We start from the raw sequence: 25,275 nt of genomic DNA on the forward strand, positions 1-25,275 counted from the left end.
AACCATGAATCACAAATTTTTATTATCCCTCATTATTGGCCTCGCCAGCTTTAACTTTTACGCCACAGCACAAAAGAAACCCAATGTAATTATCATCTATGCAGACGATTTGGGTTATGGCGACCTCAGTTGTTACGGCGCAACAAAAATTAAAACCCCAAATATCGACGCCCTGGCAAAGCAAGGGCTGCGATTTACCAATGGTCACGCAACCGCATCTACCTGTACACCTTCACGCTATTCCCTAATGACGGGAAGATATGCATGGCGTAAAAAAGGAACAGGTGTATTGCCAGGCGATGCGGCATTGATTATCCCAACAGGTAATAGTTCCCTACCATCAATTTTTCAGCAGGCTGGTTATAAAACAGGTCTTGTTGGCAAATGGCACTTAGGCTTGGGCAATGCAGTAGAAAAAGACTGGAACAAAGAAGTAAAGCCCGGGCCAAAAGAAGTTGGTTTTGATTATTCCTTTATTTTCCCGGCTACGGCCGATAGGGTCCCAACTGTTTTTATGGAGAATCAACTGGTTGTAGGTTTAGATCCTAAAGATCCGATTACAGTTGATTATAAAAATCCTATCGGTACCGATCCAACAGGGAAAGACCATCCGGAACTGTTAAAAATGCCTGCTGAAGCTAATCATGGGCATAACCAAACCATTGTAAACGGTATTGGCCGTATTGGTTATATGCAGGGAGGCAAACTTGCCCGCTGGACTGATGAGGAAATTCCGTTTACCTTTTTAACCAAAGCGAAAAATTTTATCGAAGATCATAAACAGGAACCTTTTTTCCTGTATTATGCGTTAACAGAACCGCATGTACCACGCTTATCTGCCACTATGTTTAAAGGGAAAAGTGAATTGGGTAATCGTGGTGATGTAATTTTACAACTGGATTGGGCGGTTGGCGAAATAACAAAACAACTAAAATACCTTGGCCTTGATAAAAATACGATGATCATTTTCAGTAGCGACAATGGTCCTGTAATTATGGATGGCTACGAAGATCAAGGTTTCGAAAAATTAAATGGCCATACACCTGCAGGTAGTTTACGCGGAGGAAAATACAGCATTTTAGAAGGTGGCACACGCGAACCTTTTATTATTTCGTGGCCAGCAAAAATCAAACCGGGTGTTTCTGGGGCCTTGGTATCGCAAATTGATTTCTTAGCCTCATTTGCCAGTTTTTTCAATGTAGAAAGTAAAAACGCAATTGATAGTAAAAATGTATGGAATGCCTTTACTGGAAAAGACCAAAAAGGCCGTGATTTTTTTATCGAACAGAGTAATCAACTGGCAATTGTTAAAGATAACTGGAAATATATCAGGCCATCAAAGGGAGAAGCTTTTTATAAGCTTACCCATACCGATAGCGGAAACCTGCCAACAGCACAATTGTATAACTTAAATGATGATTTGGGCGAAAAAAACAACCTTGCCCTAAAATATCCGGAGAAGATAAAAGAATTGGAAACTTTATTAAGTAGCGAAGAAGCGAAAACTAGATAAAACAGATCGGTTGTTCGATTGCCCTGACCAACTCGATTTATACAACACCGTTTAAAGATGTAAAACCAATCTTCTTTTATGCTGTTTTATATAAATAGCTTAAAAGAAGATCATGGAAAACACAAAAGATAACAACAAAAATCTGGGCAATAAAAATGCTGATAACAGCGCCAATAAAACGAATATGCCCGATCAGCAGGTGCCGCGCCACCGGAGCAACGATAACGAAAAGAAAAATAGTGTTGAAACTGAAGCAGGTAACCTCGGCAGAGATTTCGGAATGGGCGATTTTGGTTCGGAAGAAGCAAGAACAGATGCCGAAAAAGGTAATAAGGGAGAAGCAGGAAATATGCCCAATACCACAAAAAAATAAAAGCCCCCGATGTAAAATCGGGAGCTTTCCCTAACAACTAAAAATAGCACTTATTATAGTGCTTTTATCCTACTTTAAACGCAGGGGCAACATCATCAAGACAAGTACAGGTTACTTTTAAGTCTTTAATGATTCCTGTTTTTAAACTATATACCCAGGCATGTACCGCTAGCTCCTGGCCATTGGCCCAGGCGCTTTGTACAATTGATGTATTGGTTACATTTGCAGCACCCTCAATGGCATTTAATTCAACTAAGCGATCAAAACGCTGATCAGGATCTTTGATTGTCGCCATTTCACGTTCGTGCGTGCGGTATACATCGCGGATATTTCTCAACCAGTTATCAATAATTCCAACCTGTTTATTGCCTAATGCAGCTTTCACGCCACCACAGCCATAATGACCACAAACAATAACGTGTTTTACCTTTAATACATTAATAGAATAATCAAGCACTGAAAGTAAATTCATATCGGTATGCACTACCACATTGGCGATGTTTCTATGTACAAAAATATCGCCGGGTTTGGTATTTGTGATCTGGTTTGCAGGCACACGGCTATCAGAACAGCCAATCCACAATACAGGCGGACTTTGACCTTCAGATAGTTTATCAAAAAAAGCAGGATCACTGTCAATCGTATCTTTAACCCAGTCTTTATTTCCTTGCAATAAGCTATCGTATGTTATATCTTTCGTTTCTATTGTTTTTGCGCACATAACTATAATTTATTAATATCTTCTTCTACTTTAATATTTAATTTTGGTACTGTATAATGTTTTTGGATGTTCTCCAAAGTGACGATAATACCCTTGGTATAGGCATTATGTTTGTAATTATAAATCGTTTCCAATACATCAGGATCGATATACCTGGCATTCGAACCATCAATAATTACATCTGTTTCTTTCGGAATATTCGTTAAAACTACTTGTATTGCTGCTTTGTTCAGAAAAGAAACCTCTTCTGCGAGTTTAATCCTGATATGCTTTTTATCGCCTTCATTTGTAATTCGGTAAAAGAACGGGTTACGCATATTGGTACGGAGTAAATAGAAAATAGAAACCAACATACCAACGGCCACGCCTTTTAGCAGATCGGTAAATAAAACTGCAAGCACCGTAACTACAAATGGCACAAACTGATCCCATCCTTTATGGTACATGTGTTTAAATAAACTAATACGGGTTAGTTTATATCCTGTTACCAGAAGGATTGCGGCTAAACACGACAACGGGATCATGTTAATTACCCCTGGAATAAACAAAAGTGAAAGTAATAACCAACAACCATGAAAAATAGCCGACATTTTGGTTCTGGCACCAGCATTAACATTTGCTGAACTACGAACAATTACCGATGTCATAGGTAAACCACCAACCATACCACTGGTGATGTTGCCTAAACCCTGGGCGATTAATTCTCTGTTTGTTGGCGACACACGTTTAATTGGATCTATTTTATCAACAGCCTCTATGCTTAATAAAGTTTCCAAACTTGCTACAACAGCAATAGTTGCAGCTGTTATATAAACATTTTTATTAGCCAACTGAGAGAAATCGGGCATGGTAAACAGGCCTAAAAATTCGCCAAAACCACTTACCACTGGAATTTTCACCATCTGATCGGCACGTAGTGGATGATCGGTACCGGCAAAAAGTATAGTTCCAATAACCCCTAGTGTTACCACCAATAATGGTGCAGGTACAACCGCTAATTTTGGAAATTTAGGCCAAACAATCAGAATAGCTATTGATAATAAACTGATAACCACTGCAGCCAGACTAAAATGGCTTACCGCTGCTGTAATCGCAGAAAAAGTATTTTCGTGATCTTGCTGAAAGAATCCTTCGTCGCCACTAAAATCGGTATCAACACCCAATGCATGTGGCAACTGTTTTAAAATCAAAATCAGTCCGATTGCTGCAAGCATCCCCTCAATTACACTCGAAGGGAAGTAATTACCAATAGTTCCGGCTTTAACCAGGCCTAAAATCATTTGGAATACCCCTGCCAATACAACTGCAAGTAAAAAGGTTTGATAACTCCCCAAAGATGTGATGGCACCCAAAACAATAACGGTTAAACCCGCTGCAGGGCCACTAACGCTCAATTGCGATCCACTGAAAGAGGCAACCACTACCCCTCCAATAATACCAGTGATTAAACCAGCAAATAACGGTGCACCTGAGGCTAATGCAATACCTAAACACAATGGCAACGCCACCAAAAACACTACAATACTTGCAGGTAAATCTTTCTTTAAATTCTTTTTAAGAATATATTTCTTCACGTCCGAACCTGAAAAGGCCGGGTTAAACTTTTGCATAACGATATAATTATCTAGTAAATTTTAACGAATAAATCGCTGGGGAATTTTAAGGCATATTCAGAAAGGCACAGCAATACAATGTAAAATTTTTAACAAAGCATTTATGCTCAATTCAATTGACTAGGCACAATAATTACCCCAAATAATAAAAAACTAGATAAAGTTAGGCGGCGGTGTTGGAACCGTAGGATGATATGGATCTACATACCTTTTGAAATGTTCGATAAAACTGCTCTTCAGAAAGAAGTGACTTGAAGAGAACTCGTAAGAAAAGATAGGATGATTAAGTTCAACGAGTTTGAAATCGGTAAATTTTGCAGTGTCTTTGGCGGCATCCTTCCCGCCCTCATGCTCTAACTCGATTTGCATGATTACAGCGTTCATGATTTCCTTGTCAATACTCGTACAAAACACCGGCGCACCAGATATACCCATCTTCGCCATGAAGATGAACATGAATGAGGCAACGATTAAATACTTGTATTTCCTTAAAAACATCTATTAATTCTAATCTTGTTTTAATACTAACGGTTACAAAAATAAACGGATTATTGGTTTTTCAATGCTTTAAGCTGTAAAAAAAATGTAATATAACAGATAGGCGATTGTATTCGAGATAAAAAAATTTACTGTTTAAAGATTTTGTGAAACACTGATCCAGTTATAAAATTAAATTAACCAAGGCCAAAAAAGATATTGTTCCAGTTAGATTTAGTGAACAAGGCCTGATCCAAATAGCATAATTTTGCCTATAGGCGGATGAAAGGCTTGGGTTTCTTGCACCAACCTAAGTTAAATAAACCCGATTGTCGGGAAGAGCTTCCGATCCTTCATCGGAACTCGTACCAAAAAGCGGGGCTGAAAAAGCCAAAAGCTCAGAACCGCTCATTTCCAATAGTCATAAAATGTTTTTTCTTTTTAGGAAATGAAGGGTTAGTATTTCATAGGTGCTGTAGCCCCGCCATTCGCTAATTCTGATGAAGAATCGGAACCGCTGCTGTCGGGTTTAGCTAACAGCGGTTTGTTTTCAAAGCACCAGCCTAATTTAAATAAACCTGATTATCGGGAAGAGCTTCCGATCTTTCATCGGAACTCGCACTAAAAAAGCGGGGTTTAACCTGTATAATCTTTAGACATTTTTGCATTTTATCGTCACGCTGAATTTATTTCAGGGTCTTAATGGGCAGAAAGATGCTGAAATAAATTCAGTATGACGATCGCGACTCTAGCCCGCCATCTGCTTTACTCAACATCGCCTGTTGGGCTGGGATAAAATAACACCTCGTTTACCTTGCATTACCGCTAGTAATTTTTAATTTTAAAATCTCATAGCGTTGCAATGGACAAAAAAATAGCATTACTTAAAGATAAAATCAACCAGGCAAATCTTGGCGGTGGACAGGCCCGAATCGACAGTCAGCATAAAAAAGGTAAACTTACTGCCCGCGAACGCATTCATTTTTTAATGGATGAAGGGAGCTTCGAAGAAATTGGTATGATGGTTACGCACCGAAGTACTGACTTTGGGATGGAACGCGAAAAATATCTTGGCGATGGTGTAGTAACGGGCTATGGAACAATTAATGGCAGGCTAACTTATGTATTCTCCCAGGATTTCACCGTATTTGGCGGTTCACTCTCCGAAACCCATGCAGAGAAAATTTGCAAGCTTATGGATATGGCCATGAAAAATGGTGCACCACTGATTGGTTTAAATGATAGTGGCGGTGCCCGCATTCAGGAAGGGGTTGTTTCTTTGGGCGGCTATGCCGACATCTTTTATAAAAACGTACAGGCTTCGGGTGTTATTCCACAGCTATCGGCCATTATGGGGCCATGTGCAGGTGGAGCTGTTTATTCGCCAGCCATTACCGATTTTATTTTAATGGTAGAAAATACTTCTTATATGTTTGTTACTGGCCCAAATGTAGTTAAAACGGTAACACACGAAGAAGTAACTTCAGAAGAATTAGGAGGTGCCAGTACACATGCTACAAAATCGGGCGTTACCCATTTTGCCTGTGCCAATGAAATTGAGGCTATTAACCATGTAAAGAAACTACTGAGCTATATGCCGCAAAATTGTGAGGAAATAGCCGATCATTTACCTTACGAAACAGCTGATGAAAGCCGACCAGAATTAAACACTTTTATGCCAGAAAATGCTTCGCAGCCTTATGATATACGTGAAGTGATCTCTGCCGTGGCCGATGCTGACAGCTTTTTAGAGGTACATGCAGCTTATGCTGAAAACATTGTTGTAGGCTTTGCCCGTCTTGCGGGAAGAAGTATCGGCATTGTAGCCAATCAGCCCGCTTATTTGGCAGGTGTTCTAGATAGCAATTCTTCTACCAAGGCAGCCCGTTTTGTGCGCTTTTGCGATTGCTTTAATATTCCATTATTGGTATTTGAAGATGTTCCGGGATTTTTACCAGGTACAGATCAAGAGTGGAATGGCATTATCACAAATGGGGCAAAATTATTGTACGCTTTTAGCGAGGCTACTGTACCACGCATTACTGTAATTACCAGAAAAGCTTATGGTGGCGCTTATGATGTGATGAACAGCAAACATATTGGTGCAGATATGAACTACGCCTGGCCAAGTGCAGAAATTGCTGTAATGGGCGCTAAAGGTGCCGCAGAGATTATTTTTAAAAGAGAAATTACTTCAGCAGAAAACCCTGAAGAAAAATGGCTGGAGAAAGAAAAATTATATTCAGACATCTTTGCCAACCCTTATCGTGCGGCCGAACGCGGCTTTGTTGATGAGGTGATTGAACCAGCGCAAACCCGTACAAAGTTGATAAAAGCCTTTAAGATGTTGGAAAATAAGGTAGTGAATAATCCGAGAAAGAAACATGGAAATATACCTTTGTAGAAAATAATCCATAGTCATTGGTCCATAGTTAGGTTTGTATCAATCCATAACATTAAGACTCATGACTGAGGACTTCCGACTTAAGACTAAATGCAGATTACTCAGAAATTATCACGCGCCGATATCCTCCTCATGGCTTTTTGCACAGGCCTGATTGTTGCAAATATTTACTACTGCCAACCTTTGGTGATCTTAATTGCGAAAGATTTTAACCTCACCGAAACCGATGCCGGGCGGATTACATACCTCACACAGATCGGTTACGCTTTAGGACTTTTCCTTTTAGTGCCGCTGGGTGATATGTTTGAGCGCAAAAAACAGATCCTTGTAATTACCGGACTTGCAATATTCGCCTTACTGGTTGCCGCGGTTTCACATACCTTTTTTGTATTGGAAGTTGCCTCAATTTTAATTGGCACCTGCTCTATTGTACCCCAACTGATTTTGCCCTTAGCGGCTAATTTAAGTACCGATGAGAACCGGGGAGCCAACATTGGCATGATTATGAGCGGTCTACTGGTTGGGATTTTGGCCTCGAGGGCAGTAAGTGGAAGCATTGGCTTTTGGTTAGGCTGGAGAGCCGTTTATTATATCGCTGCCGGAATTTGTGGTCTGCTTATTCTTTTAATGGCCAAACGTTTTCCACAAAGTTATCCTGCTTTTAAAGGCAGCTACAAAGAACTCATGCGTTCGATGTTCAGTTATATCAAAACCCAACCTGCCCTAAGGGAGACTTCGATTATTAACTTCCTGGCTTTCGCCATCATTAGCGCATTTTGGACTACCATGGTATTGTTTCTGGCTAACCCACCCTTTAATTTCCAAACACTGCAGATTGGGTTATTTGGAATTGCCGGAGCAGCAGGTGCATTGGCGGCACCATTGGTTGGAAAGTTAAGCGATGGCAACAATCCACGCAAAAACTTAATGATTGGTTTTATATTACAAATCGTTAGTATCGCTTTGTTTTATTTTACTGGCAGCCATTTGTACCTATTTGTAATTGGCATTGTGCTTATAGACATCGGCCAGCAAGCCATACATGTAACCAACCAGACCCGAATTTACACCTTAATACCAGAGGCCAGAAACAGACTGAACACCATTTTTATGTCAGTTAGTTTTATTGGTGCCAGCTGTGGCTCAGCCTTGGGGCTGTGGCTTTGGGACCAAGGCGGATGGGCATTATTCTGTTATGGAATGACGGGCATAATTGTCCTCAATATTTTAATTTATCAGTTTTACGGAAGAAAAAACAAATAACTAATCAATAAAAATTTCATGAAATCTAAAAACGCAATCAAAACATTTTCGGCCTTACTTATTTGCCTAACCATTTTCGGTAAAGCAAAAGCTCAAGACAGTACAAAAGTAGAACAGCCAACCGAAGTAAAATCATTAAATAAAATAAGGCTGAACCTCTTGTCTTTGCATTATGAAAGAGAACAAAAGATAGGAAAACTAACTACAGCCTACGTAGGTGCGGGTATAGCAGGAACCTTTTTGTTAGAATATAACTACAATTATAACAGTGGAAGTGAAACTAAAACCTATTTTGATCTTTCACCAAACATGTATGCCGGAATCAGGAAATATTACAATTTTGAAAACAGAATAAAAAAAGGAAAAAAAACCATTAATAACGCGGCTAATTATTTTGGTCTCGATGTAGCTACATATTTTTCTCCCTTGCTTAAAGAAGGCAACATTAATCAATATAATGTGATAGATTTTGAAATCGGAATCACCCCTCAATGGGGCATCCAACGCAGTATTGGCAAAAAAACAAATTTTGAGCTCTCATTAGGTCCAACTATACGCATCAATAAATATCAAACCTATTATGGTGTTGACGGTAGAATAGGCTTTAGCTTTTTATTATAACTATGGTTCAAATTGAGCAAATATTCCCTTCTCTAACCTGGCGGATCAGGCATGAGGCTATGTATCCAGAATTACCTTTTGATAGTGTAAAGCTTCCCGATGATTTTGACGGCATCCATTTTGGATTATACCTCAATCATAAGTTAACAGGAGTAGTTTCGTTATTTCATGACGGGGATGTTTATCAGTTCCGTAAGCTTGCCGTTCTGCCCGATACTCAAAAAGCAGGTTATGGCTCACAACTAATGGCCTATATCATTAATTTTTGTAAAATTCAAAAAGCGACAAAACTATGGTGCAACGCACGTGTAAATGCTAAGGAATTTTATTTTAAATTTGGCTTCCACGAAACAGATAAAACCTTTTTTAAAGATGGTTACGATTTTGTGGTAATGGAAAAAGAACTTTAAATTACCAACCGTCATGCTGATCCGATTGCTATCGGATTTAGTTCAGCATCTCATTAATCAGATCCTGAATCAAGTTCAGGATGACGAATAATTATAGAATAATATTATGGCTAAGAAAAAAGACGACGAAAAGAAAAAACATGTTGCTGTGGTAACTAAAAAATCGCTGCAGTTTCTAGAAGAATACATCAATAATCCTGCGCCTACCGGTTATGAATGGGAAGGACAAAAACTTTGGTTAAACTATTTAAAACCATATATCGACGAGCATTTTATCGACAACTACGGTACTGCTGTAGGTGTTATTAACCCTAAAGCTGCTTTTAAAGTAGTTATAGAAGCACATGCCGATGAAATTTCCTGGTATGTAAATTATATTACCGCAGATGGTTTAATATATGTAATCCGCAATGGCGGTTCAGATCATCAGATTGCGCCTTCAAAACGTGTGAATATTCATACTGAAAAGGGATTGGTTAAAGCGGTATTCGGTTGGCCGGCAATCCATACCCGCCATGGCGAAAAAGAACAGGCACCAGAATTAAAAAATATCTTTTTAGACTGTGGTTGTACTACAAAAGAAGAAGTAGAAAAACTGGGTATCCACGTAGGCTGTGTAATTACCTACGAAGATGAGTTTATGGTTTTGAACGACCGCTACTATGTTGGTCGTGCCTTAGATAACCGTGTAGGCGGCTTTATGATTGCCGAAGTAGCACGTTTATTAAAAGAGAACAAGAAGAAACTTCCTTTCGGCTTATATATTGTAAACTCTGTACAGGAAGAAATCGGTTTACGCGGTGCTGAGATGATTGCCCAGCGCATTAAACCAAATGTGGCCATTATTACCGATGTAACACATGATACTACTACGCCAATGATCAACAAAAACATTCAAGGCGATCTATCAGCCGGTAAAGGGCCTGTGGTTTCTTACGCGCCAGCTGTTCAAACCAATCTAAATAAATTATTAATTAAAACCGCTGAGAAAAACCATATTCCATTTCAGCGTCAGGCATCTTCTCGTTCTACCGGAACCGATACCGATGCTTTTGCCTATTCGAATGGTGGTGTACCATCAGCATTAATTTCGCTGCCGTTACGCTATATGCATACTACCGTAGAAATGGTACACAAAGAGGATGTTGACAATGTAATCAGCTTGATTTATGAAAGCTTGTTGAACATTACCGACGGTCAGGATTTCAGAGAGTTTAAATAATGGAAAAAGTAAATCACCAAAAAATCATCATCAGCACCTTGCTAAAGGTTTTGCTAATGATTGTTATTATTTTCATTCTTAACTCCTGGCCAAACATTAAACAGAGTTTTAGTGGTAATGTACCAGCATTTAGTTATTGGCTGGATCATAGTTTCAAAATAAGTAATATCATCCTCATCTTAGGGTTTGGTGGTTATTTCTACTATAAAGATTTGAGCGATCAAAAAGAACTGATAGAAAAGTCAAAAAACACGAATCAGCATTAATTAATTCCTAAATAAGTCAAGTTTTAAAGCTTGACTTATTTTTTGCCCCGGGCAGCTACGCTAAACCATCCTACCTTTTGCTACCCATTTATTTAACTCCCTGAGCAGTACGTTTATTTTTATTAATACTCAAAATATTTTTACATTGTTTGTGTAATTTACCCAAATAGTTTATCCTTTATTTATGAGTATTAATAAAAAAATTATTGATCTATCCATTATTTGCGATGATCATTGGGATGTGGTGTTCGACCACCTAGGTCTTGGTTTTTGGGAGTTAAGCATAGCAACAGGCATACTCCGCTCAACCCGGTCATTTAAGAAAAACCTAGGTTGCCCACCAGATGAAGTTTTAAGTTATGAAAAAGTTTTAGGCTTAATCCTCCCGGAAGACCTTGACCACGTTCAGGATGAAATTGAACTCACGGTTTCGAGAGAAAAAAATAGTTACCACTCAATACATAGAATTTGCCGGCCTGACGGAGAAATTAGATGGATTAAAGCCGACGGAATACTATCTCAGCAGGACGGTGAAAGCTTAAAATTAATAGGAACAATTTTAGATGTAACCGATTTAAAGAATAAGCCGTAATCATATTAAGCCTCGCTTAGTTCAATCCATACCGGACCGTGATCGCTTGTTTTTTCCCAGCCCCTCACTTGTTTATCTACTCCCGCAGATTTTAAGCGATCACTAACCTGAGGACTTAGTAAAAAATGATCAATTCTTAATCCCGCATCTCTACCATATGCATTCCTGAAATAATCCCAAAAGGTATATATCGTTTCAGTAGGATATAATTTTCTGATCGCATCTGTCCAGCCTTGCGCCATTAAATTTTGAAATGCCAAACGGGTTTCAGGACGGAATAAAGCATCTTCAACCCAACGTTCTGGTTTATAGGCATCCAGCTCCGTAGGTATTACGTTATAATCGCCACATAAAATTACTGGCAAATTATATTCTAACAATTTTGCTGCGTGGGCTGTAAAACGCTCAAACCATCGCAACTTATATTCGAATTTTGGCCCTGGTGCCGGATTTCCGTTCGGCAGATAAAGACATCCAATTATAACATTGTTTACCATTGCTTCGATGTATCGGCTGTGCAAATCTTCAGGATCGCCATCCAAATTTCGTTTTAGCTCTTTTATTTCCAGGTTTCGGGCCAATATAGCAACGCCATTCCAACTTTTTTGACCATGCCAAATGGCATTATAACCAGCATCTTTAATAGCTTGCTCCGGAAATTTTTCCTGCGGTGCTTTTAATTCCTGTAAACAAACTACATCAGGTTGGGTTTCTTCTAACCACCTTAACAGAACAGGTAAGCGCCCATTTATTCCGTTTACATTATAAGTTGCTATTTTCATCGGTATCAATATGTTTTAATGGTAATGAGGCAATCATGATTGATCTGGAGTGTGTTTTTTTGAAAATCACGATAATTTCATTTTATAAATCTCCGCAATAAAACTCAAAAATGAAACTAAGTATTTCAGATAGTAAAGCTAAGCGTGGCTTAGCATTCTTATAACATGAAATCTTTAACTATTACACTACTTTTTAAAACTAATAATAAACTAAAATGTTTAATTTTGGAGATTCATTCATGTTTGAGCGCATGTTTGAGTTTAGATATAGGGATAGGCTGTTAGTCTATCCCTTTTTATGCTCAATGATCTTTAGTTTTTATCCAACAATTTTTTCACTTTCTGTTGGAGATCCATAATATCAAAAGGTTTTTCAATGATGGCAGTTGGTGAGCAGCCTAAATTATCCATATTTAAAGCCGAAAGCAATATAATGGGCAAATGAGCTGTTTTAGGATTGTGCTTTAATTTATTGCAAATATCCCGGCCATCATGTTTACCAATACGGATATCCAATAAAATAATATCTGGCAGAAAATCGGCGATTGCTCCTTCCAGATCATCGGCGCTTAAAATGCCTTTAATAAGGTAATGTCCTTCTTCAAAAATTAAATTTATAATGTCGTGGATGTCCTCATCATCATCAACTATGAAGATTTTCTTAACTAGCAGGTTGCTCATATGCAACAAATCTAGTTTAACTTAATTAGCTAACATGACGTATTTATACCTGAATTTACCGAATAAATGATGAGAACACTAAGCAGCCAAACCAGATTTATAATTTTTAAGCATCTTTTTAAGAAGCCCTCTTGCTACATGTATTTTGGTTTTTACAGTGCCTAAGGGAATATCGAGCTCAGCAGCAATTTCATGATATTTATACCCTTCAAAATAACGGCAAAAACAAAAACGACAATCTTCGGGCAAGGCATTTAACGACTTTTGGATGTCCTCCATCATAAACTTTGCCGCACCACCATTAAATGATGCGCTTGGAACCAGTTGGATGGAAGTTAAATCCTCTTCCTGCTGGATCATTTCATTTTTCCGTTTTACCTTGTAATAATGATTAAGAAAGGTATTTTTTAGAATTGTAAAAAGCCATGCACGTACATTACTTCCCATTTCAAACTTAGCCGAAAACCTGAACGCCTTCATAAAGGTGTCCTGAACTAAATCGGCTGCATCGTCTTCATCACGCGTATAGGCTAATGCGCGATCGAAAAGTGGTTGCCTGTATTGGTATATGTCACAATTGAAATTTAATGTTTCCATGATTCGTTTTAGGTCTGATGTAAGTATTCAACAAACAGCACCATGCAATGTTATTTGTAGAAATACGCGATTTTTTACGGTTTATTTAAAACACTAAAAAATTGCCCAAAAAACGATCAAAAACACTAGGCTACATAACCATTTCGCATAGCAAAACGAACCAGAGAAGCAGAGTTTTTTGTGCCGGTTTTACTGATTAAAGCTTCTCTCTGGCTCTCTACTGTCCGCCTGCTTAAGTACAATTTGTCTGCTATTTCCTGATTGGTCAACCCATCCGCGATGAGTTTTAATACATTAATTTCACGTTCAGAAAAGTTGATTTCAGTATTCATTTTTTGCGAAAGCATATTTAACTGGGTATTAAAACGCTCTAAAATGGAGATGCATAAATTAGAGGAAAGGTACCGTTTTCCTTTCATTACATGCTTTAGGCAAAATAGCAATTCATCTTCTTCGATATCTTTTGAAAGGTAAGCAAAAGCGCCTGATGTAAAGGCATTTGACGCATACTTTTCATCATCTAAAATAGACAAAACAACAACTTTTATGTCGTATCCCCGCTCCTTAATGGTGCTGGCTAAACCTATTCCATCGAGTCCGGGCATTACAATATCTGATAAAATGATATCCGCTTTTATTCCCTTTTCCAAAAGTTCCAAAACCGCTAAACCTTCTGATACTTCTGCAACAACCTTGATGCCTTCGTGTTTTTCTATAAGTGCTTTAAGTGATGTCCGGATAATATGGTGATCATCCGCAAGAATAATGTTAATCATAATTCAAATATAACTTACACTGTTTTAAATTAAAAAAAGGCTACTTAGGCAGTTCAATATAGAAGGTGGTTCCGATACCAATTTTGCTCTTAAACCAGATTTTTCCCTGGTGCAATTCAACAATTGCTTTGATTATTCCCATACCAAATCCGCCGGATTCTTCGCCTTTCAAACCTGGTCTTAGGGTTTCGGGCAAATGATCAAAAAGCCCTGCCTGCAACTCATCTGGAATTCCAACCCCATTATCGGCCACAGTAATTAAAACAGTACTTTCATATTCCTCGGCATGTAAAGTAATATTTCCATGATCGGCAGTAAATTTTATTGAATTTGAGATTAGATTATTGATTACCTGCATAAATTTCATGCTATCCAGGTGCAGATAAATCTGTTCGGCAGAACTTGTGAATTTAATATTCTTCATTTTCCCTAGTTTCGATCGTTTGTAAAAACGAACTACATCTCTAAGTTCCCAAACCAAATCTGCCCGCTCCTTGCCAATTTCTACTATCGATGATTTTAAAAACTCCCGGTTAATCATGCTCCGTACCAAAAGCAGGTTACGCTCACACATATCCAGAATAAAAGCTAATGAGTTTATCATTTGCTCATCGCCTGTTTGGGCCACACCTTTTTTCATAGATGAGGCAGTTAATTTCATCATGGCCAGCGGTTCTTTTAAATCGTGAGCCAATACTTCCAAGGTGATATTTTTTCGGGCGTTTATTTGTTCAATATGGATTTTATTATGGCGCATTATTGTGGTATCTTCTACTGTACCCACTAAATGCTTTACTTCCCCATCCGTAACAGCAAACACAGTTACCCGCACATACTTTTCTCTATCGACAAACAGTAAACGGAATTCATATTTTTTCTCTGTACCATCTTTAAGGCATTCCTTATAACAGGACTTTACATGTTCCGAATCTTCAGGGTGTACCCGCTCAAAAAGTAACTGCGGCTTAGCCATAATTTCATCAAGGCCCAGTTCCCAAATTTTACTTATCGATTTATTGAGATATGAAAAATTTTGTGCCGTATAATCGAAAATAAAATACCCATCAGCAGAGTGGTTGCCCAGGTTACAAAAAAGCTCTTTATTTAATTCGATCATTATTTAATGTTTGATAATTTGTCCAGTAAATGATGTAATTATATCATCAGCAGCAACCACATCACAAACATCACACACGCTAAAAAGTTTTAATCAAAAAATGTGCATAATACTTCATATGATAACATGTAAATTACTTTAGATCTGTTTTTAGAGATATTAACATTTTCCACACGATGTGCAAAATTATTTTGCGGATCAAAACCAACTATTGCCTAAATTGTTAAGCATAAAAGAAAGATAAAAAAGTCCTGTGAGCGGGAGATCCGCGGAGGGCAGGCACACCATAGAGAAGACACCGTCCTTCTTACCAATAGCCATCGCACAGGTGGCTATTTTTATTATGTAGTGGCTATTTTAAAATTACCTTTTTGCCTGTTTGAGCTAATTTTCTCGCTGTCGCTATAATTTCATAATCATCTCTCCCACTATTCTTTAACCTTATTTTTTTATCGTTAATGGCCTGCGTGAATCCATTTGCACAAAACACTTACATATTTTTACACTAAAAGGCCAGCTCTACGAGGCTTCTATAATTCCTGTAGTCCAAATTAGAAATTTAAAAAGCTCTTGATGCTAATACCTAAAAATATTACAATATTGGAGATAGGAAAATGAAGCGACCAGAGTTAAGATGTAAATAAAAAGAAAAATTAACGGGATGACTTAGCTTATTCTATTAGTTAAAACCTTAGTTTTATTGATATAAAAATGTATCAGGTCTTTTATTTCTAAGTGGGAATTCCTTATTAATTGGCTCTAACTCTTGCTGCTCTTCTGTAATTAACAGGTCGTTGTATTTTTCTAGCAGATGAATATATTTATTCATCCAGAAATACACAGAATTATTATCCGAACCGATTTGTTTACCAGGATCTGCCGTTTGATTGATGGATTCGGGGTTGTACTTGGGGAAAGCTTCCGGAAATGCCGAAGAAAGATCCTGACCTAATAACTTGCCTACCTGCCAAATTACTTCATGCCCAATTCTGTCTTGACCAAACCAGTTGTAGATTGTTCTGCGGCTTACATTAAGTTTCCTTGAAAGCTCGCTGATGCCCATGCGATCTCTGCGCACTAAGCGTTCAAGAATTTCTCCTTGTTTTAGTTCTTTTGTTGTCATTGAGATAATTAATTTTTAAAAAATGAAAAAAATAATTAAATCAGCTATCGGGGACGATTGACAATTCAAATGTAAGAATAAGTGTAAAAGGTTGTATAAAAGGTGTTGATTTTTTGACATATGTCAAACTGCATTAGCGAATTACTGTGAAATACGCTCAAAATGAGTAGTTTTCAACCTATATTTTTCAAGAAATAATGTATTACTTTAAATACAATCACAACAGAAATTGAAATTATTTGGCCAAACCCTTATATTCATCATAAAAAAAAGATATGGCACAGAATAAAACTACAGAAAACGATTTAAGCGTTCCAGACTTTTTAAATACCATTCCCGACGAAAATAAAAGAGCCGATTGTTTTAACCTGTCGGATATTCTAAGTTTAGCCACAGGTTTTAAAGCTAAAATGTGGGGAAATGCCATTGTAGGTTTTGGGAGTTACCATTACAAATATGAAAGCGGCCGGGAAGGTGATGCACCATTGGCTGGTTTTTCACCAAGAAAAGATGCCATAGTTTTATACCTATCTTCTCAATTTAAAGATCGGGAAGAATTGCTTTCCAAATTCGGTAAACATAAAACTTCCAAAGCCTGTATCTACGTAAAAAAATTGAGTGATATCCATATCGAAGTTTTAAAAGAAATGATTATCAATTCTGTAGCCCACACAAGTAGCCTGTATCCTTAAAGATGGGGAAATATAATGGAACTGAAACCACCGATGAATATGAGCGCTTTTCTTTTGCCGCAGCTACACAGATAAATATGAGATATAAACTGTCCTTCTGAGTATAATGAAGGATCTTATTACGACATTACATATATGTCTATTTTTGCAGTCAAAAGACTGCCGCATGCATAATCTATCTTAACTCCTCAATGGGAGAAAGCATCCACTTTGTGATGTAAATAAGAAGTTACGCTATAATAAGTTAAATTTTACAATATTTGATTATTCCTTATTTCGAACAAACTAACTGGAAATGATAAAAAAACTACACCTCTATTTATTGATAGCGGGCGCTTGTATTTCGCTTAATTCGGCCGCACAAGATGCAGTAAGCTACCAAACACCCCCAAAAGAAATTGCCGATTTATTACTTGCCAAACCAACCCCAGGCGTAAGTATTGATGGCAAAGCAGAATGGATCTTGTTTAGCGAGCGTAACTCCTATCCTTCGGTAGAAGAACTGGCCTTACCCGAATACAGAATTGCAGGCTTAAGGTTAAACCCCAATAACTACTCACCGAGCAGACAAACCTACATCAATAACTTTAGCTTAAAAAATATCAAATCCAACCAAACGTTTCAGGTTGCAGGATTGCCAACTCCATTATACGCCAGCAACATTAGCTGGAATCCATCAGAAAATAAAATTGCATTTACCAATACTACTCAAAAAGGAGTAGATCTTTATATTATTGATCTGGCTACAAAAAAAGCTGTCAAAACCAATAAGGCTTTTTTAAATGTGGTTTTAGGTAGTGGCCTTACGTGGTTAAATGATAATACCATTATCTACCGCACGGTAACTAAACCTGCAAGTGCTGCACCTAAAAAGCCATTGATGCCAAAAGGGCCAACCATTCAGCAAAACTTAGGTAAAGCTGCACCAAGTGCCACTTATCAGGATTTAATTAAATCACCTTTTGACGAACAATTGTTCGAGTTTTTCGCAACCTCGCAATTGGTAAAAAATACAGCAGGTGTAGAAACGGCCATTGGAAAACCAGCTATTTATGGTTCGACAAGTTTATCACCTGATAAAAATTACATGATGATCGAAACTATACGCAAACCTTTTTCTTATTTGGTTACTGCAAACGGTTTTCCATCAACGGTAACCATTACTGATTTAACCGGTAAAACCATTAAAGTTATTGCTGAACTACCTTCATCAGAGGGTACTCCATCTGGTTATGACAATACACAAAATGTACCGCGTGGTTTCGATTGGAGGGATGATGAACCTGCTACACTGGTTTGGAGCAAGCCATTGGATAGTGGTTTAATTAAAAAAGATGTTCCCTTTCATGATGCAGTTTATGCGCTAAGCGCACCTTTTACCGGCACAGAAAAAGAATTATTTAAGACACAGACCCGTTACCGTGGCGTACAATGGGGAGATGCCAACCTTGCTTTAATTATGGAAGGTTTACGTAGCAAACAAACCAATAAAGTGAGCCGTTATAACCCTACAACAGGCGAAGTAGAAGAATTATACAGCCGTAACCAAACAGATGCCTATGGCAACCCGGGTTCTCCCGTTACTACGAAAAACAAATATGGCCGACAGGTAATTAAAACGGTTGACAATGGCACTAAACTGTTAATGAACAATGTAGTAGGTTCATCAGAAAAAGGAGACTTACCGTTCTTAGCCAAATTCGATTTAACCACTAAAAAGAATGAAATTATCTGGCGCAGCGCCGAAGGAACCTTCGAGTATGTAAGTGATGTAATTAATCCTGACAAACTGGTTTTGCTTACCCGTAAAGAGAGTCAGAAATTAGTACCTAACTACTTTATCAAAAACCTCATGCTTCGCATCGCCGATCAACCAATTACTAATTTCACTAATCCATATCCATCTTTAGAAGGCATTACAAAACAGAAAATTTCTTACAAACGTGCAGATGGCGTAGATTTAACAGGCGACCTGTATTTACCTAAAGGTTACAACAAAGACAAAGATGGTCCATTACCTTCATTAATTTGGGCTTACCCACGCGAGTTTAACTCTGCAGCAGATGCAGCACAGATTCGTGGATCGAAAGACAAATTTACTACAATTAGCTGGGCCTCTCCTATTTTCTGGGTAACCCGAGGTTATGCAGTGCTAGATAACGCAGAAATGCCAATTGTTGCCAAAGATGGTAAAAAACCTAACGATACCTTTGTAGATCAATTACAGCTCAATGCCGAAGCTGCTATTAATAAACTGGCCGACTTAGGCGTTGGAGATAAAAAACGTATGGCTGTTGGTGGACATAGTTATGGCGCATTTATGACCGCAAATTTATTGGCCCATACTAATCTTTTTGCTGCAGGTATTGCCCGTAGCGGAGCTTATAACCGTACGCTTACGCCCTTTGGTTTTCAAAACGAAGAACGTACCTATTGGCAAGTGCCTCAGTTATATTACGAAATGAGCCCATTCAGTTATGCCGATAAAATTAAAACCCCTATATTGTTAATCCACGGTGACTCTGACGATAACCCGGGCACTTTCCCTATTAACAGCGAACGTTTGTTCAATGCGATTAAAGGTGCTGGCGGCACTACCCGTTTTGTATTTTTACCATATGAAGCGCACAGTTACCGTGGCAAAGAAAACTTGCTTCACATGCTTTGGGAGCAAGACCAATGGTTAGAAAAATATGTAAAAAATAAAAAATAATCTCTCTCTACCTTTATCGATTAAAGTGCCTCTATATGAGGCACTTTTTTTGTTTATTTTTTTTCGGCGATGTCAGATATTTCTATCTGGTAATCAACTAATTGCCATTTAAAATCAGCTGATAACACTTCCAGACTCTCGCATATCCGAGAATGCCACCAACGCAAAATGGTAAATATCTTAATGATCTTGAATTCTTAATGACAAAAAAAGACCTGTCCATTTACAATTAACACATCATTGAAATACACCATTATAAAACCTACATTTATACAATAAAATTGAACATTACTGTTATTTATTTGTTAAAGCCATTATGGACTACATAGACTATTATAAAATCCTCGATTTAAAAAAAGACGCAACAACTGAGGATATTAAAAAAGCTTATAGAAAATTAGCCCGAAAGCACCATCCGGATCTTAACCCCAACAATGAGGAAGCCAATAAAAAATTTCAGCAAATTAATGAGGCAAACGAGGTTTTAAGTGATCCGGAAAAGCGTAAGAAATATGACAAGTATGGTAAAGATTGGCAACATGCCGATCAGTTAGATGCCCAGCAACAGCAGCAAAGGCAATACCAGTCGCAAGGTGGAGGATATGGCGGCAATAGCTATTCAGGAGGTTTTGGGGGCGAAGATTTTTCTGATTTCTTTTCTTCGATGTTTGGTGGCGGCGGAGGCAGAAGCAGTAGAAATTCCCCTTTTAAAGGCCAGGATTTCAATGCCGATTTGCAACTGAATCTACTTGATGCTTATTCAACGCACAAACAGACTTTAACTGTAAATGGCAAACAAGTGCGTATTACCATTCCGGCGGGTGTAGAAAATGGACAGAAAATTAAACTACCAGGTTACGGTGCACCAGGTGTTAACAATGGCCCCCCGGGAGATTTATACATCAAATTCAACATTACAGATAATCCTAAATTTAAACGAAAAGGAAACGACATCTACATCCAGGAAGAAATAAACCTGTACACCGCCATTTTAGGTGGCGAAAAAATTGTAGAAACCTTAAACGGCAAGGTCAAACTTAAAGTACCAGAGGGAACACAGCCCGATGCTACTTTACGTTTAAAAGGAAAAGGGTTTCCACTTTATAAAAAAGAAAATCAGTTTGGAGATTTATATATCAAGTGGCAGGTAAAATTACCTACCAATCTAAATGCCGAACAAAAAGAACTATTTGAAAAACTTTCGAAATTCTAACCATTATGGGAACCAATCTAATACCTGTAGAAGACATCTGTGCTTACCACCACGTAGAGATCAACTTTATCCAATCTCTTGAAGATTTTGGCCTGATCCATACTACAGTTAAAAAGCAATCGCTCTTTTTGCCAGTTGATGAATTGACCAAATTGGAGCAGTATCTTCGTCTAGCACACGATCTGGAAATCAACTTGGAGGGCATTCATGCTGTTTCGCATCTGCTTAATCAATTGCAAAATATGCAAGAAGAAATAACCGCACTTCAGAACGAACTAAATTATTATAAGCAACTTAACCAGCACCATTAAACAACCGTTTGTGCAGTATTTTGCATTAAAAGTGGAAACAAAAACACAATCTTTTTAAGATATCTTTCTTAAATTGGCAATCTAATTTAAAAAAATGAGCGATCTTTCTTCAAAATTCATCGAAAAAATAAAATCATCCTATGCCCCTACGGGCTCGTACATTTATTTAGGCGCCGGAATTTTAGACGGTCAGGTTTATAGCGAGGCTGAGGTTAATTTGTCGTTAAAAATGATGAATAGACATGGTTTAATTGCTGGAGCAACCGGAACAGGTAAAACACGTACCCTGCAGTTATTGGCAGAACAACTGTCAGATGCCAGCGTTCCTGTTTTTATGTTAGATGTTAAAGGCGATTTATCTGGCTTAAACCAGCCCGGTTCCGTTAATCCAAAAATTGAAGAAAGAGCACAACAGCTCAACAAACCTTTTTCTCCATCTGGCTTTCCCATCGAAATTTACTCCCTTTCGGGTAAAATGGGTGCTCAGATGCGGGCAACGGTATTAGAATTCGGGCCAACGCTTTTATCGAAAGTATTAGATTTAAATGATACCCAGTCGGGCGTTATGGCGGTAATATTCAAATACGCTGATGATAACAAAATGCCGATTATCGACTTAAATGATTTAAAGAAACTGGTTTCTTATTTATCAGAAGGTGCCGGAGCCGCCGAAATAAAAAGCAGTTATGGTACCATTTCTACTGCTACTTCTGGCACTATATTAAGAAAAATTGTCGCTATAGAGCAACAAGGATTAGCAGGCATGTTTGGCGAAAAATCTTTTGACATTGAAGATCTTTTCGAGCGTGTTGATGGCAAAGGAACTATAAGTTTGTTAAATATTGCCGATGTTCAAAATCAGCCCGTATTATATTCTACATTTTTATTGAGCTTACTGGCTGAGTTATTTAATACCATGCCCGAGGTTGGCGATTTAGACAAACCAAAACTGATCTTCTTTTTTGATGAAGCACATTTATTGTTCAAAAATTCTTCGAAAGCATTTTTAGAGCAGATTGAAACCATCATCAGGTTAATCCGTTCAAAAGGAATTGGTGTTTTCTTCTGCACCCAGGCACCTACCGATGTACCTGAAAGTGTTTTAGGACAATTAGGTAACCGCGTACAACATGCATTAAGGGCATTTACGCCTAATGATGTAGATGCTTTGAAAAAAACAGTTAATACCTATCCAAAATCAGATTTCTACGAGATCGATAAAATATTAACTTCGCTGGGAACAGGTCAGGCATTGGTTACCGTATTAAATGAAAAAGGTATACCAACGGAGGTATCTGCTACCATGCTTACCCCACCAAGGGCTGTAATGGGGCCACTTACCGCTGCTGATTTCGATCAGCTTGTTCATGCCAGTTCGAAGTATACTAAATATAAAGATCCTATCGATCCTGAAAGTGCTTATGATATTTTAACTAAACGCATTAATGAGCAAACTGTAGCAGCAGAACAAGAGAAGCAGGAAGCTGAAGCTCAAAAACAGGCCGAACAAGAAAGCAAGCCTAAACCAGGTGAAAAAAGCCTTGTTGAACAGGTAATGGGCGCAACAATAACGCGCCAAATTGGTAAAGAAATTGTTCGCGGTATTTTTGGCATGCTTACAGGAAAGAAAACACGCTCAAAAACTGGTGGTGGACTTTTTGGATTTTAAAAAAACTTATTAATTAACACAATAAACGCTCAAATAACTAATTTCGCAAGATGGAACCAAGATGGTGAATTAATCGTTCCATCATCAAGGTATTCACACCCACAAAAAATAATAAACAATAGATGAAACCTACCCTATTAATATTGGCTGCAGGTATGGCAAGCCGTTATGGAAGTATGAAACAAATCGATGGTTTTGGCCCAAATGGCGAAACCATTATCGATTATTCAATATATGATGCAATTAACGCTGGCTTTGGCAAAGTTGTATTTATTATTAAAGAAGAGTTTGTAAATGAATTTAAAGCCATTTTCGAACCTAAACTTGCTGGCAGAATTGAAACAGAATATGTTTTCCAAAACTTCGATCTTAAACAATTTGGCATAGAAGAAGAAATATACAGGGAGAAACCCTGGGGTACTGCACATGCAATCCTTTCGGGTAGAAATGTAATTAAAGAACCATTTTGCGTAATAAACGCTGATGATTATTATGGTTACGATGCCTTTAAAAAAATGGTCGATTTCTTAACCACCGAAGTAACAGATAGCAATTATTCTATTATTGGTTACGAAATTGGTAAAACTTTATCGGAGTTTGGAGCCGTTTCCCGTGGTGTTTGCCAGGTAGATGAATCTGGTAACTTAAAAGAAATTGTAGAACGTACAAAGGTTTACCCTAAAGATGGTAATATTTTTTACGAAGAAAATGGCGAAGAGTTCCCTTTAGCCTATGAAACGCCTGTTTCAATGAATTTCTGGGGGTTTACACCAGCAGTTTTCAAAATTACTGAAGAATTGTTCAGAAAATTTGCTGAAGCGAACAAAGATAAGCCTAAAGCAGAATTTTTTATTCCATTAATTGGTGAGAACTTAGTAAAAAGTAATACCGCAACCTTCAAAGTAGTGCCAACCTCAAACAAATGGTTTGGTGTTACATATAAAGAAGACAAACCTTATGTTCAGGATAGTATTGACCAATTGGTTAAAAACGGAACATATCCAGAAAAACTATGGAACTAAATTTAGATTCCGAAGTTTTAAAAGCCTACGGATACGCTAAAGAAAATATAAAAATTACACAAATAGGTACGGGTTTAATTAACCGTACTTATTTGCTTTCTCCCCTATCCGAAAAGAAGAAATACATTCTTCAAAATATAAATACTTCGGTTTTTAAATCGCCCCAGGCTATTGCCAACAACCTACGGTCTATTGCCGATTACCTCACTTTCACTTACCCGGAATATCTTTTTATTAAGCCTGTTTCTACAACAAATAGTGAAGAAATGGCGCACATTCATCATGAATATTGGCGGATGCTTCCTTTCGTGCCAAATACCGTCTCGCTAGACGTTTTAGCCGATCCTAAGCAGGCATATGAAGCTGCAAAACAATTTGGTAAACTGAGTAGATTATTAAATGATTTTGATGCAAAAACACTTCAGCCTACTATCCCAGGTTTCCACGATTTAGGCTTAAGGTACGAACAGTTTGCTTTGGCATTAAGCCAGGCAGAAGAAACACTCAAGGATGAGGCAAAAGCACAAATTGAAGATGCTTTAGCACATAAATATATTTTGGATTATTATACATCATACTCGCACAGAACTGATTTCCCTGATCGTGTAATGCACCACGACACTAAAATAAGCAATGTTTTATTGGATACTGAAACTTATGGGGGTATCTGCGTAATCGATTTAGATACCATTATGCCTGGTAAATTCATTTCCGACCTGGGCGATATGATGCGCACTTATCTTTGTGCCTTCTCTGAAAATGAAACCGATTTAGATAAGATTAAGATACGCTTACCTTACTTTGAGGCCATGATAAAAGGTTATTTATCCGAAATGAAAAGTATTTTGACAGAAACAGAAAAAGAGCTCATCTTATTCTCAGGCAAATACATCATTTATATGCAGGCCCTGCGCTTCTTAACTGACTTTTTAAGTGGCAATAAGTACTATCCTATTAGTTACCCCACACAAAATTTAGACCGGACCAGGAATCAGTTTAAACTATTGCATGAAATTGCTGCAAACGAAAAAGAATTACAAGATATTATTGAAGAGAATTTGGTTTAGTTCTTTGCTAAATAAACCTAGTTGTAGCGTCCCGCTA

General features: G+C 37.9%; 25 protein-coding genes. 16 read left to right on the forward strand and 9 right to left on the reverse strand.

Translation table 11 applies throughout. The annotated features are described in order from the left end of the window. The first annotated feature begins 4 nt into the window (after positions 1 to 4). Both ASU31_RS09595 and ASU31_RS09600 read left to right on the forward strand, forming a co-directional pair. Positions 5 to 1,513 carry a sulfatase family protein gene (locus ASU31_RS09595; RefSeq protein ID WP_057932119.1) on the forward strand — a complete coding sequence of 503 codons (1,509 nt, stop codon included), beginning with the start codon at positions 5 to 7 and terminating at the stop codon, positions 1,511 to 1,513. A gap of 112 nt (positions 1,514 to 1,625) precedes the next feature. Next, on the forward strand, positions 1,626 to 1,886 hold the full coding sequence (locus ASU31_RS09600; RefSeq protein ID WP_057932120.1) for a hypothetical protein: 261 nt from the start codon (positions 1,626 to 1,628) through the stop codon (positions 1,884 to 1,886). A 64-nt stretch (positions 1,887 to 1,950) separates the two neighbouring features. On the opposite strand, the gene can is transcribed toward ASU31_RS09600, so the two are convergent. The 3 genes from can to ASU31_RS27930 all read right to left on the reverse strand — a co-directional run bounded on the left by can (position 1,951) and on the right by ASU31_RS27930 (position 4,589). Continuing rightward, positions 1,951 to 2,607, reverse strand: coding sequence for a carbonate dehydratase (gene can, locus ASU31_RS09605; RefSeq protein ID WP_057932121.1), 657 nt, complete (start codon positions 2,605 to 2,607; stop codon positions 1,951 to 1,953). 2 nt (positions 2,608 to 2,609) lie between these two features. Further along, on the reverse strand, positions 2,610 to 4,217 hold the full coding sequence (locus ASU31_RS09610; protein WP_057932122.1) for a SulP family inorganic anion transporter: 1,608 nt from the start codon (positions 4,215 to 4,217) through the stop codon (positions 2,610 to 2,612). 156 nt (positions 4,218 to 4,373) lie between these two features. Beyond that, positions 4,374 to 4,589, reverse strand: coding sequence for a hypothetical protein (locus tag ASU31_RS27930; RefSeq protein WP_245224521.1), 216 nt, complete (start codon positions 4,587 to 4,589; stop codon positions 4,374 to 4,376). 970 nt (positions 4,590 to 5,559) lie between these two features. Between ASU31_RS27930 and ASU31_RS09620 the strand changes: the two genes are divergently transcribed. The 7 genes from ASU31_RS09620 (at position 5,560) to ASU31_RS09650 (ending at position 11,475) form a co-directional block, all read left to right on the forward strand. Continuing rightward, positions 5,560 to 7,101, forward strand: a complete 1,542-nt coding sequence (locus tag ASU31_RS09620) for an acyl-CoA carboxylase subunit beta (RefSeq protein WP_057932124.1) — start codon at positions 5,560 to 5,562, stop codon at positions 7,099 to 7,101. Positions 7,102 to 7,191: 90 nt separating this feature from the next. Then, positions 7,192 to 8,364 carry an MFS transporter gene (locus ASU31_RS09625; protein ID WP_057932125.1) on the forward strand — a complete coding sequence of 391 codons (1,173 nt, stop codon included), beginning with the start codon at positions 7,192 to 7,194 and terminating at the stop codon, positions 8,362 to 8,364. A gap of 18 nt (positions 8,365 to 8,382) precedes the next feature. Continuing rightward, positions 8,383 to 8,985: a hypothetical protein gene (locus ASU31_RS09630; protein ID WP_057932126.1), complete on the forward strand. Its 603-nt coding sequence runs from the start codon at positions 8,383 to 8,385 to the stop codon at positions 8,983 to 8,985. A gap of 2 nt (positions 8,986 to 8,987) precedes the next feature. After that, positions 8,988 to 9,395 carry a GNAT family N-acetyltransferase gene (locus tag ASU31_RS09635; protein ID WP_245224522.1) on the forward strand — a complete coding sequence of 136 codons (408 nt, stop codon included), beginning with the start codon at positions 8,988 to 8,990 and terminating at the stop codon, positions 9,393 to 9,395. Between the two features lie 106 nt (positions 9,396 to 9,501). Further along, a complete protein-coding gene (locus tag ASU31_RS09640) occupies positions 9,502 to 10,617 on the forward strand; it encodes a M42 family metallopeptidase (protein WP_057932128.1) in 1,116 nt (371 codons plus the stop codon). Further along, positions 10,617 to 10,883 (forward strand): hypothetical protein, encoded by a 267-nt coding sequence (locus tag ASU31_RS09645; RefSeq protein WP_029275483.1) that lies wholly within the window; start codon positions 10,617 to 10,619, stop codon positions 10,881 to 10,883. Before ASU31_RS09640 ends, ASU31_RS09645 begins: the two co-directional genes overlap by 1 nt. Before the next feature lie 184 nt (positions 10,884 to 11,067). Beyond that, positions 11,068 to 11,475 carry a PAS domain-containing protein gene (locus ASU31_RS09650; protein ID WP_057932129.1) on the forward strand — a complete coding sequence of 136 codons (408 nt, stop codon included), beginning with the start codon at positions 11,068 to 11,070 and terminating at the stop codon, positions 11,473 to 11,475. 5 nt (positions 11,476 to 11,480) lie between these two features. Here the strand turns inward: ASU31_RS09650 and xth are convergent, their stop codons facing one another. The 6 genes from xth to ASU31_RS09680 form a co-directional block, all read right to left on the reverse strand. Next, complete coding sequence (xth, locus tag ASU31_RS09655) at positions 11,481 to 12,257, reverse strand: exodeoxyribonuclease III (RefSeq protein WP_057932130.1); 777 nt, start codon at positions 12,255 to 12,257, stop codon at positions 11,481 to 11,483. Between the two features lie 312 nt (positions 12,258 to 12,569). Beyond that, positions 12,570 to 12,938, reverse strand: a complete 369-nt coding sequence (locus ASU31_RS09660) for a response regulator (RefSeq protein WP_057932131.1) — start codon at positions 12,936 to 12,938, stop codon at positions 12,570 to 12,572. Positions 12,939 to 13,016: 78 nt separating this feature from the next. After that, positions 13,017 to 13,535, reverse strand: a complete 519-nt coding sequence (locus tag ASU31_RS09665; protein WP_057932132.1) for an RNA polymerase sigma factor — start codon at positions 13,533 to 13,535, stop codon at positions 13,017 to 13,019. Between the two features lie 125 nt (positions 13,536 to 13,660). Further along, positions 13,661 to 14,311: a response regulator gene (locus ASU31_RS09670; protein WP_057932133.1), complete on the reverse strand. Its 651-nt coding sequence runs from the start codon at positions 14,309 to 14,311 to the stop codon at positions 13,661 to 13,663. Positions 14,312 to 14,351: 40 nt separating this feature from the next. After that, entirely contained in the window at positions 14,352 to 15,428 is a 1,077-nt protein-coding gene (locus tag ASU31_RS09675) for a PAS domain-containing sensor histidine kinase (RefSeq protein WP_057932134.1), read from the reverse strand. A 697-nt stretch (positions 15,429 to 16,125) separates the two neighbouring features. Beyond that, positions 16,126 to 16,551 carry a helix-turn-helix domain-containing protein gene (locus ASU31_RS09680; RefSeq protein WP_057932135.1) on the reverse strand — a complete coding sequence of 142 codons (426 nt, stop codon included), beginning with the start codon at positions 16,549 to 16,551 and terminating at the stop codon, positions 16,126 to 16,128. Between the two features lie 275 nt (positions 16,552 to 16,826). Here ASU31_RS09680 and ASU31_RS09685 point away from each other — a divergent pair, with 275 nt between their 5' ends. The 7 genes from ASU31_RS09685 (at position 16,827) to ASU31_RS09715 (ending at position 25,238) form a co-directional block, all read left to right on the forward strand. Continuing rightward, positions 16,827 to 17,243, forward strand: a complete 417-nt coding sequence (locus tag ASU31_RS09685; RefSeq protein ID WP_057932136.1) for a DUF1801 domain-containing protein — start codon at positions 16,827 to 16,829, stop codon at positions 17,241 to 17,243. A 295-nt stretch (positions 17,244 to 17,538) separates the two neighbouring features. Beyond that, complete coding sequence (locus ASU31_RS09690; RefSeq protein ID WP_057932137.1) at positions 17,539 to 19,956, forward strand: alpha/beta hydrolase family protein; 2,418 nt, start codon at positions 17,539 to 17,541, stop codon at positions 19,954 to 19,956. Positions 19,957 to 20,272: 316 nt separating this feature from the next. Next, complete coding sequence (locus tag ASU31_RS09695; RefSeq protein ID WP_057932138.1) at positions 20,273 to 21,169, forward strand: DnaJ C-terminal domain-containing protein; 897 nt, start codon at positions 20,273 to 20,275, stop codon at positions 21,167 to 21,169. 5 nt (positions 21,170 to 21,174) lie between these two features. Further along, positions 21,175 to 21,480: a chaperone modulator CbpM gene (locus tag ASU31_RS09700; protein ID WP_057932139.1), complete on the forward strand. Its 306-nt coding sequence runs from the start codon at positions 21,175 to 21,177 to the stop codon at positions 21,478 to 21,480. A gap of 94 nt (positions 21,481 to 21,574) precedes the next feature. Further along, entirely contained in the window at positions 21,575 to 23,149 is a 1,575-nt protein-coding gene (locus ASU31_RS09705; protein WP_057932140.1) for a helicase HerA-like domain-containing protein, read from the forward strand. Between the two features lie 122 nt (positions 23,150 to 23,271). Beyond that, positions 23,272 to 24,171, forward strand: a complete 900-nt coding sequence (locus ASU31_RS09710) for a nucleotidyltransferase family protein (protein ID WP_057932141.1) — start codon at positions 23,272 to 23,274, stop codon at positions 24,169 to 24,171. Beyond that, a complete protein-coding gene (locus ASU31_RS09715) occupies positions 24,162 to 25,238 on the forward strand; it encodes a phosphotransferase enzyme family protein (RefSeq protein ID WP_057932142.1) in 1,077 nt (358 codons plus the stop codon). Before ASU31_RS09710 ends, ASU31_RS09715 begins: the two co-directional genes overlap by 10 nt. Positions 25,239 to 25,275 lie beyond the last annotated feature (37 nt).

It is taken from the genome of Pedobacter ginsenosidimutans (assembly GCF_001442625.1).
GTDB classification, from domain to species: Bacteria; Bacteroidota; Bacteroidia; order Sphingobacteriales; family Sphingobacteriaceae; genus Pedobacter; species Pedobacter ginsenosidimutans.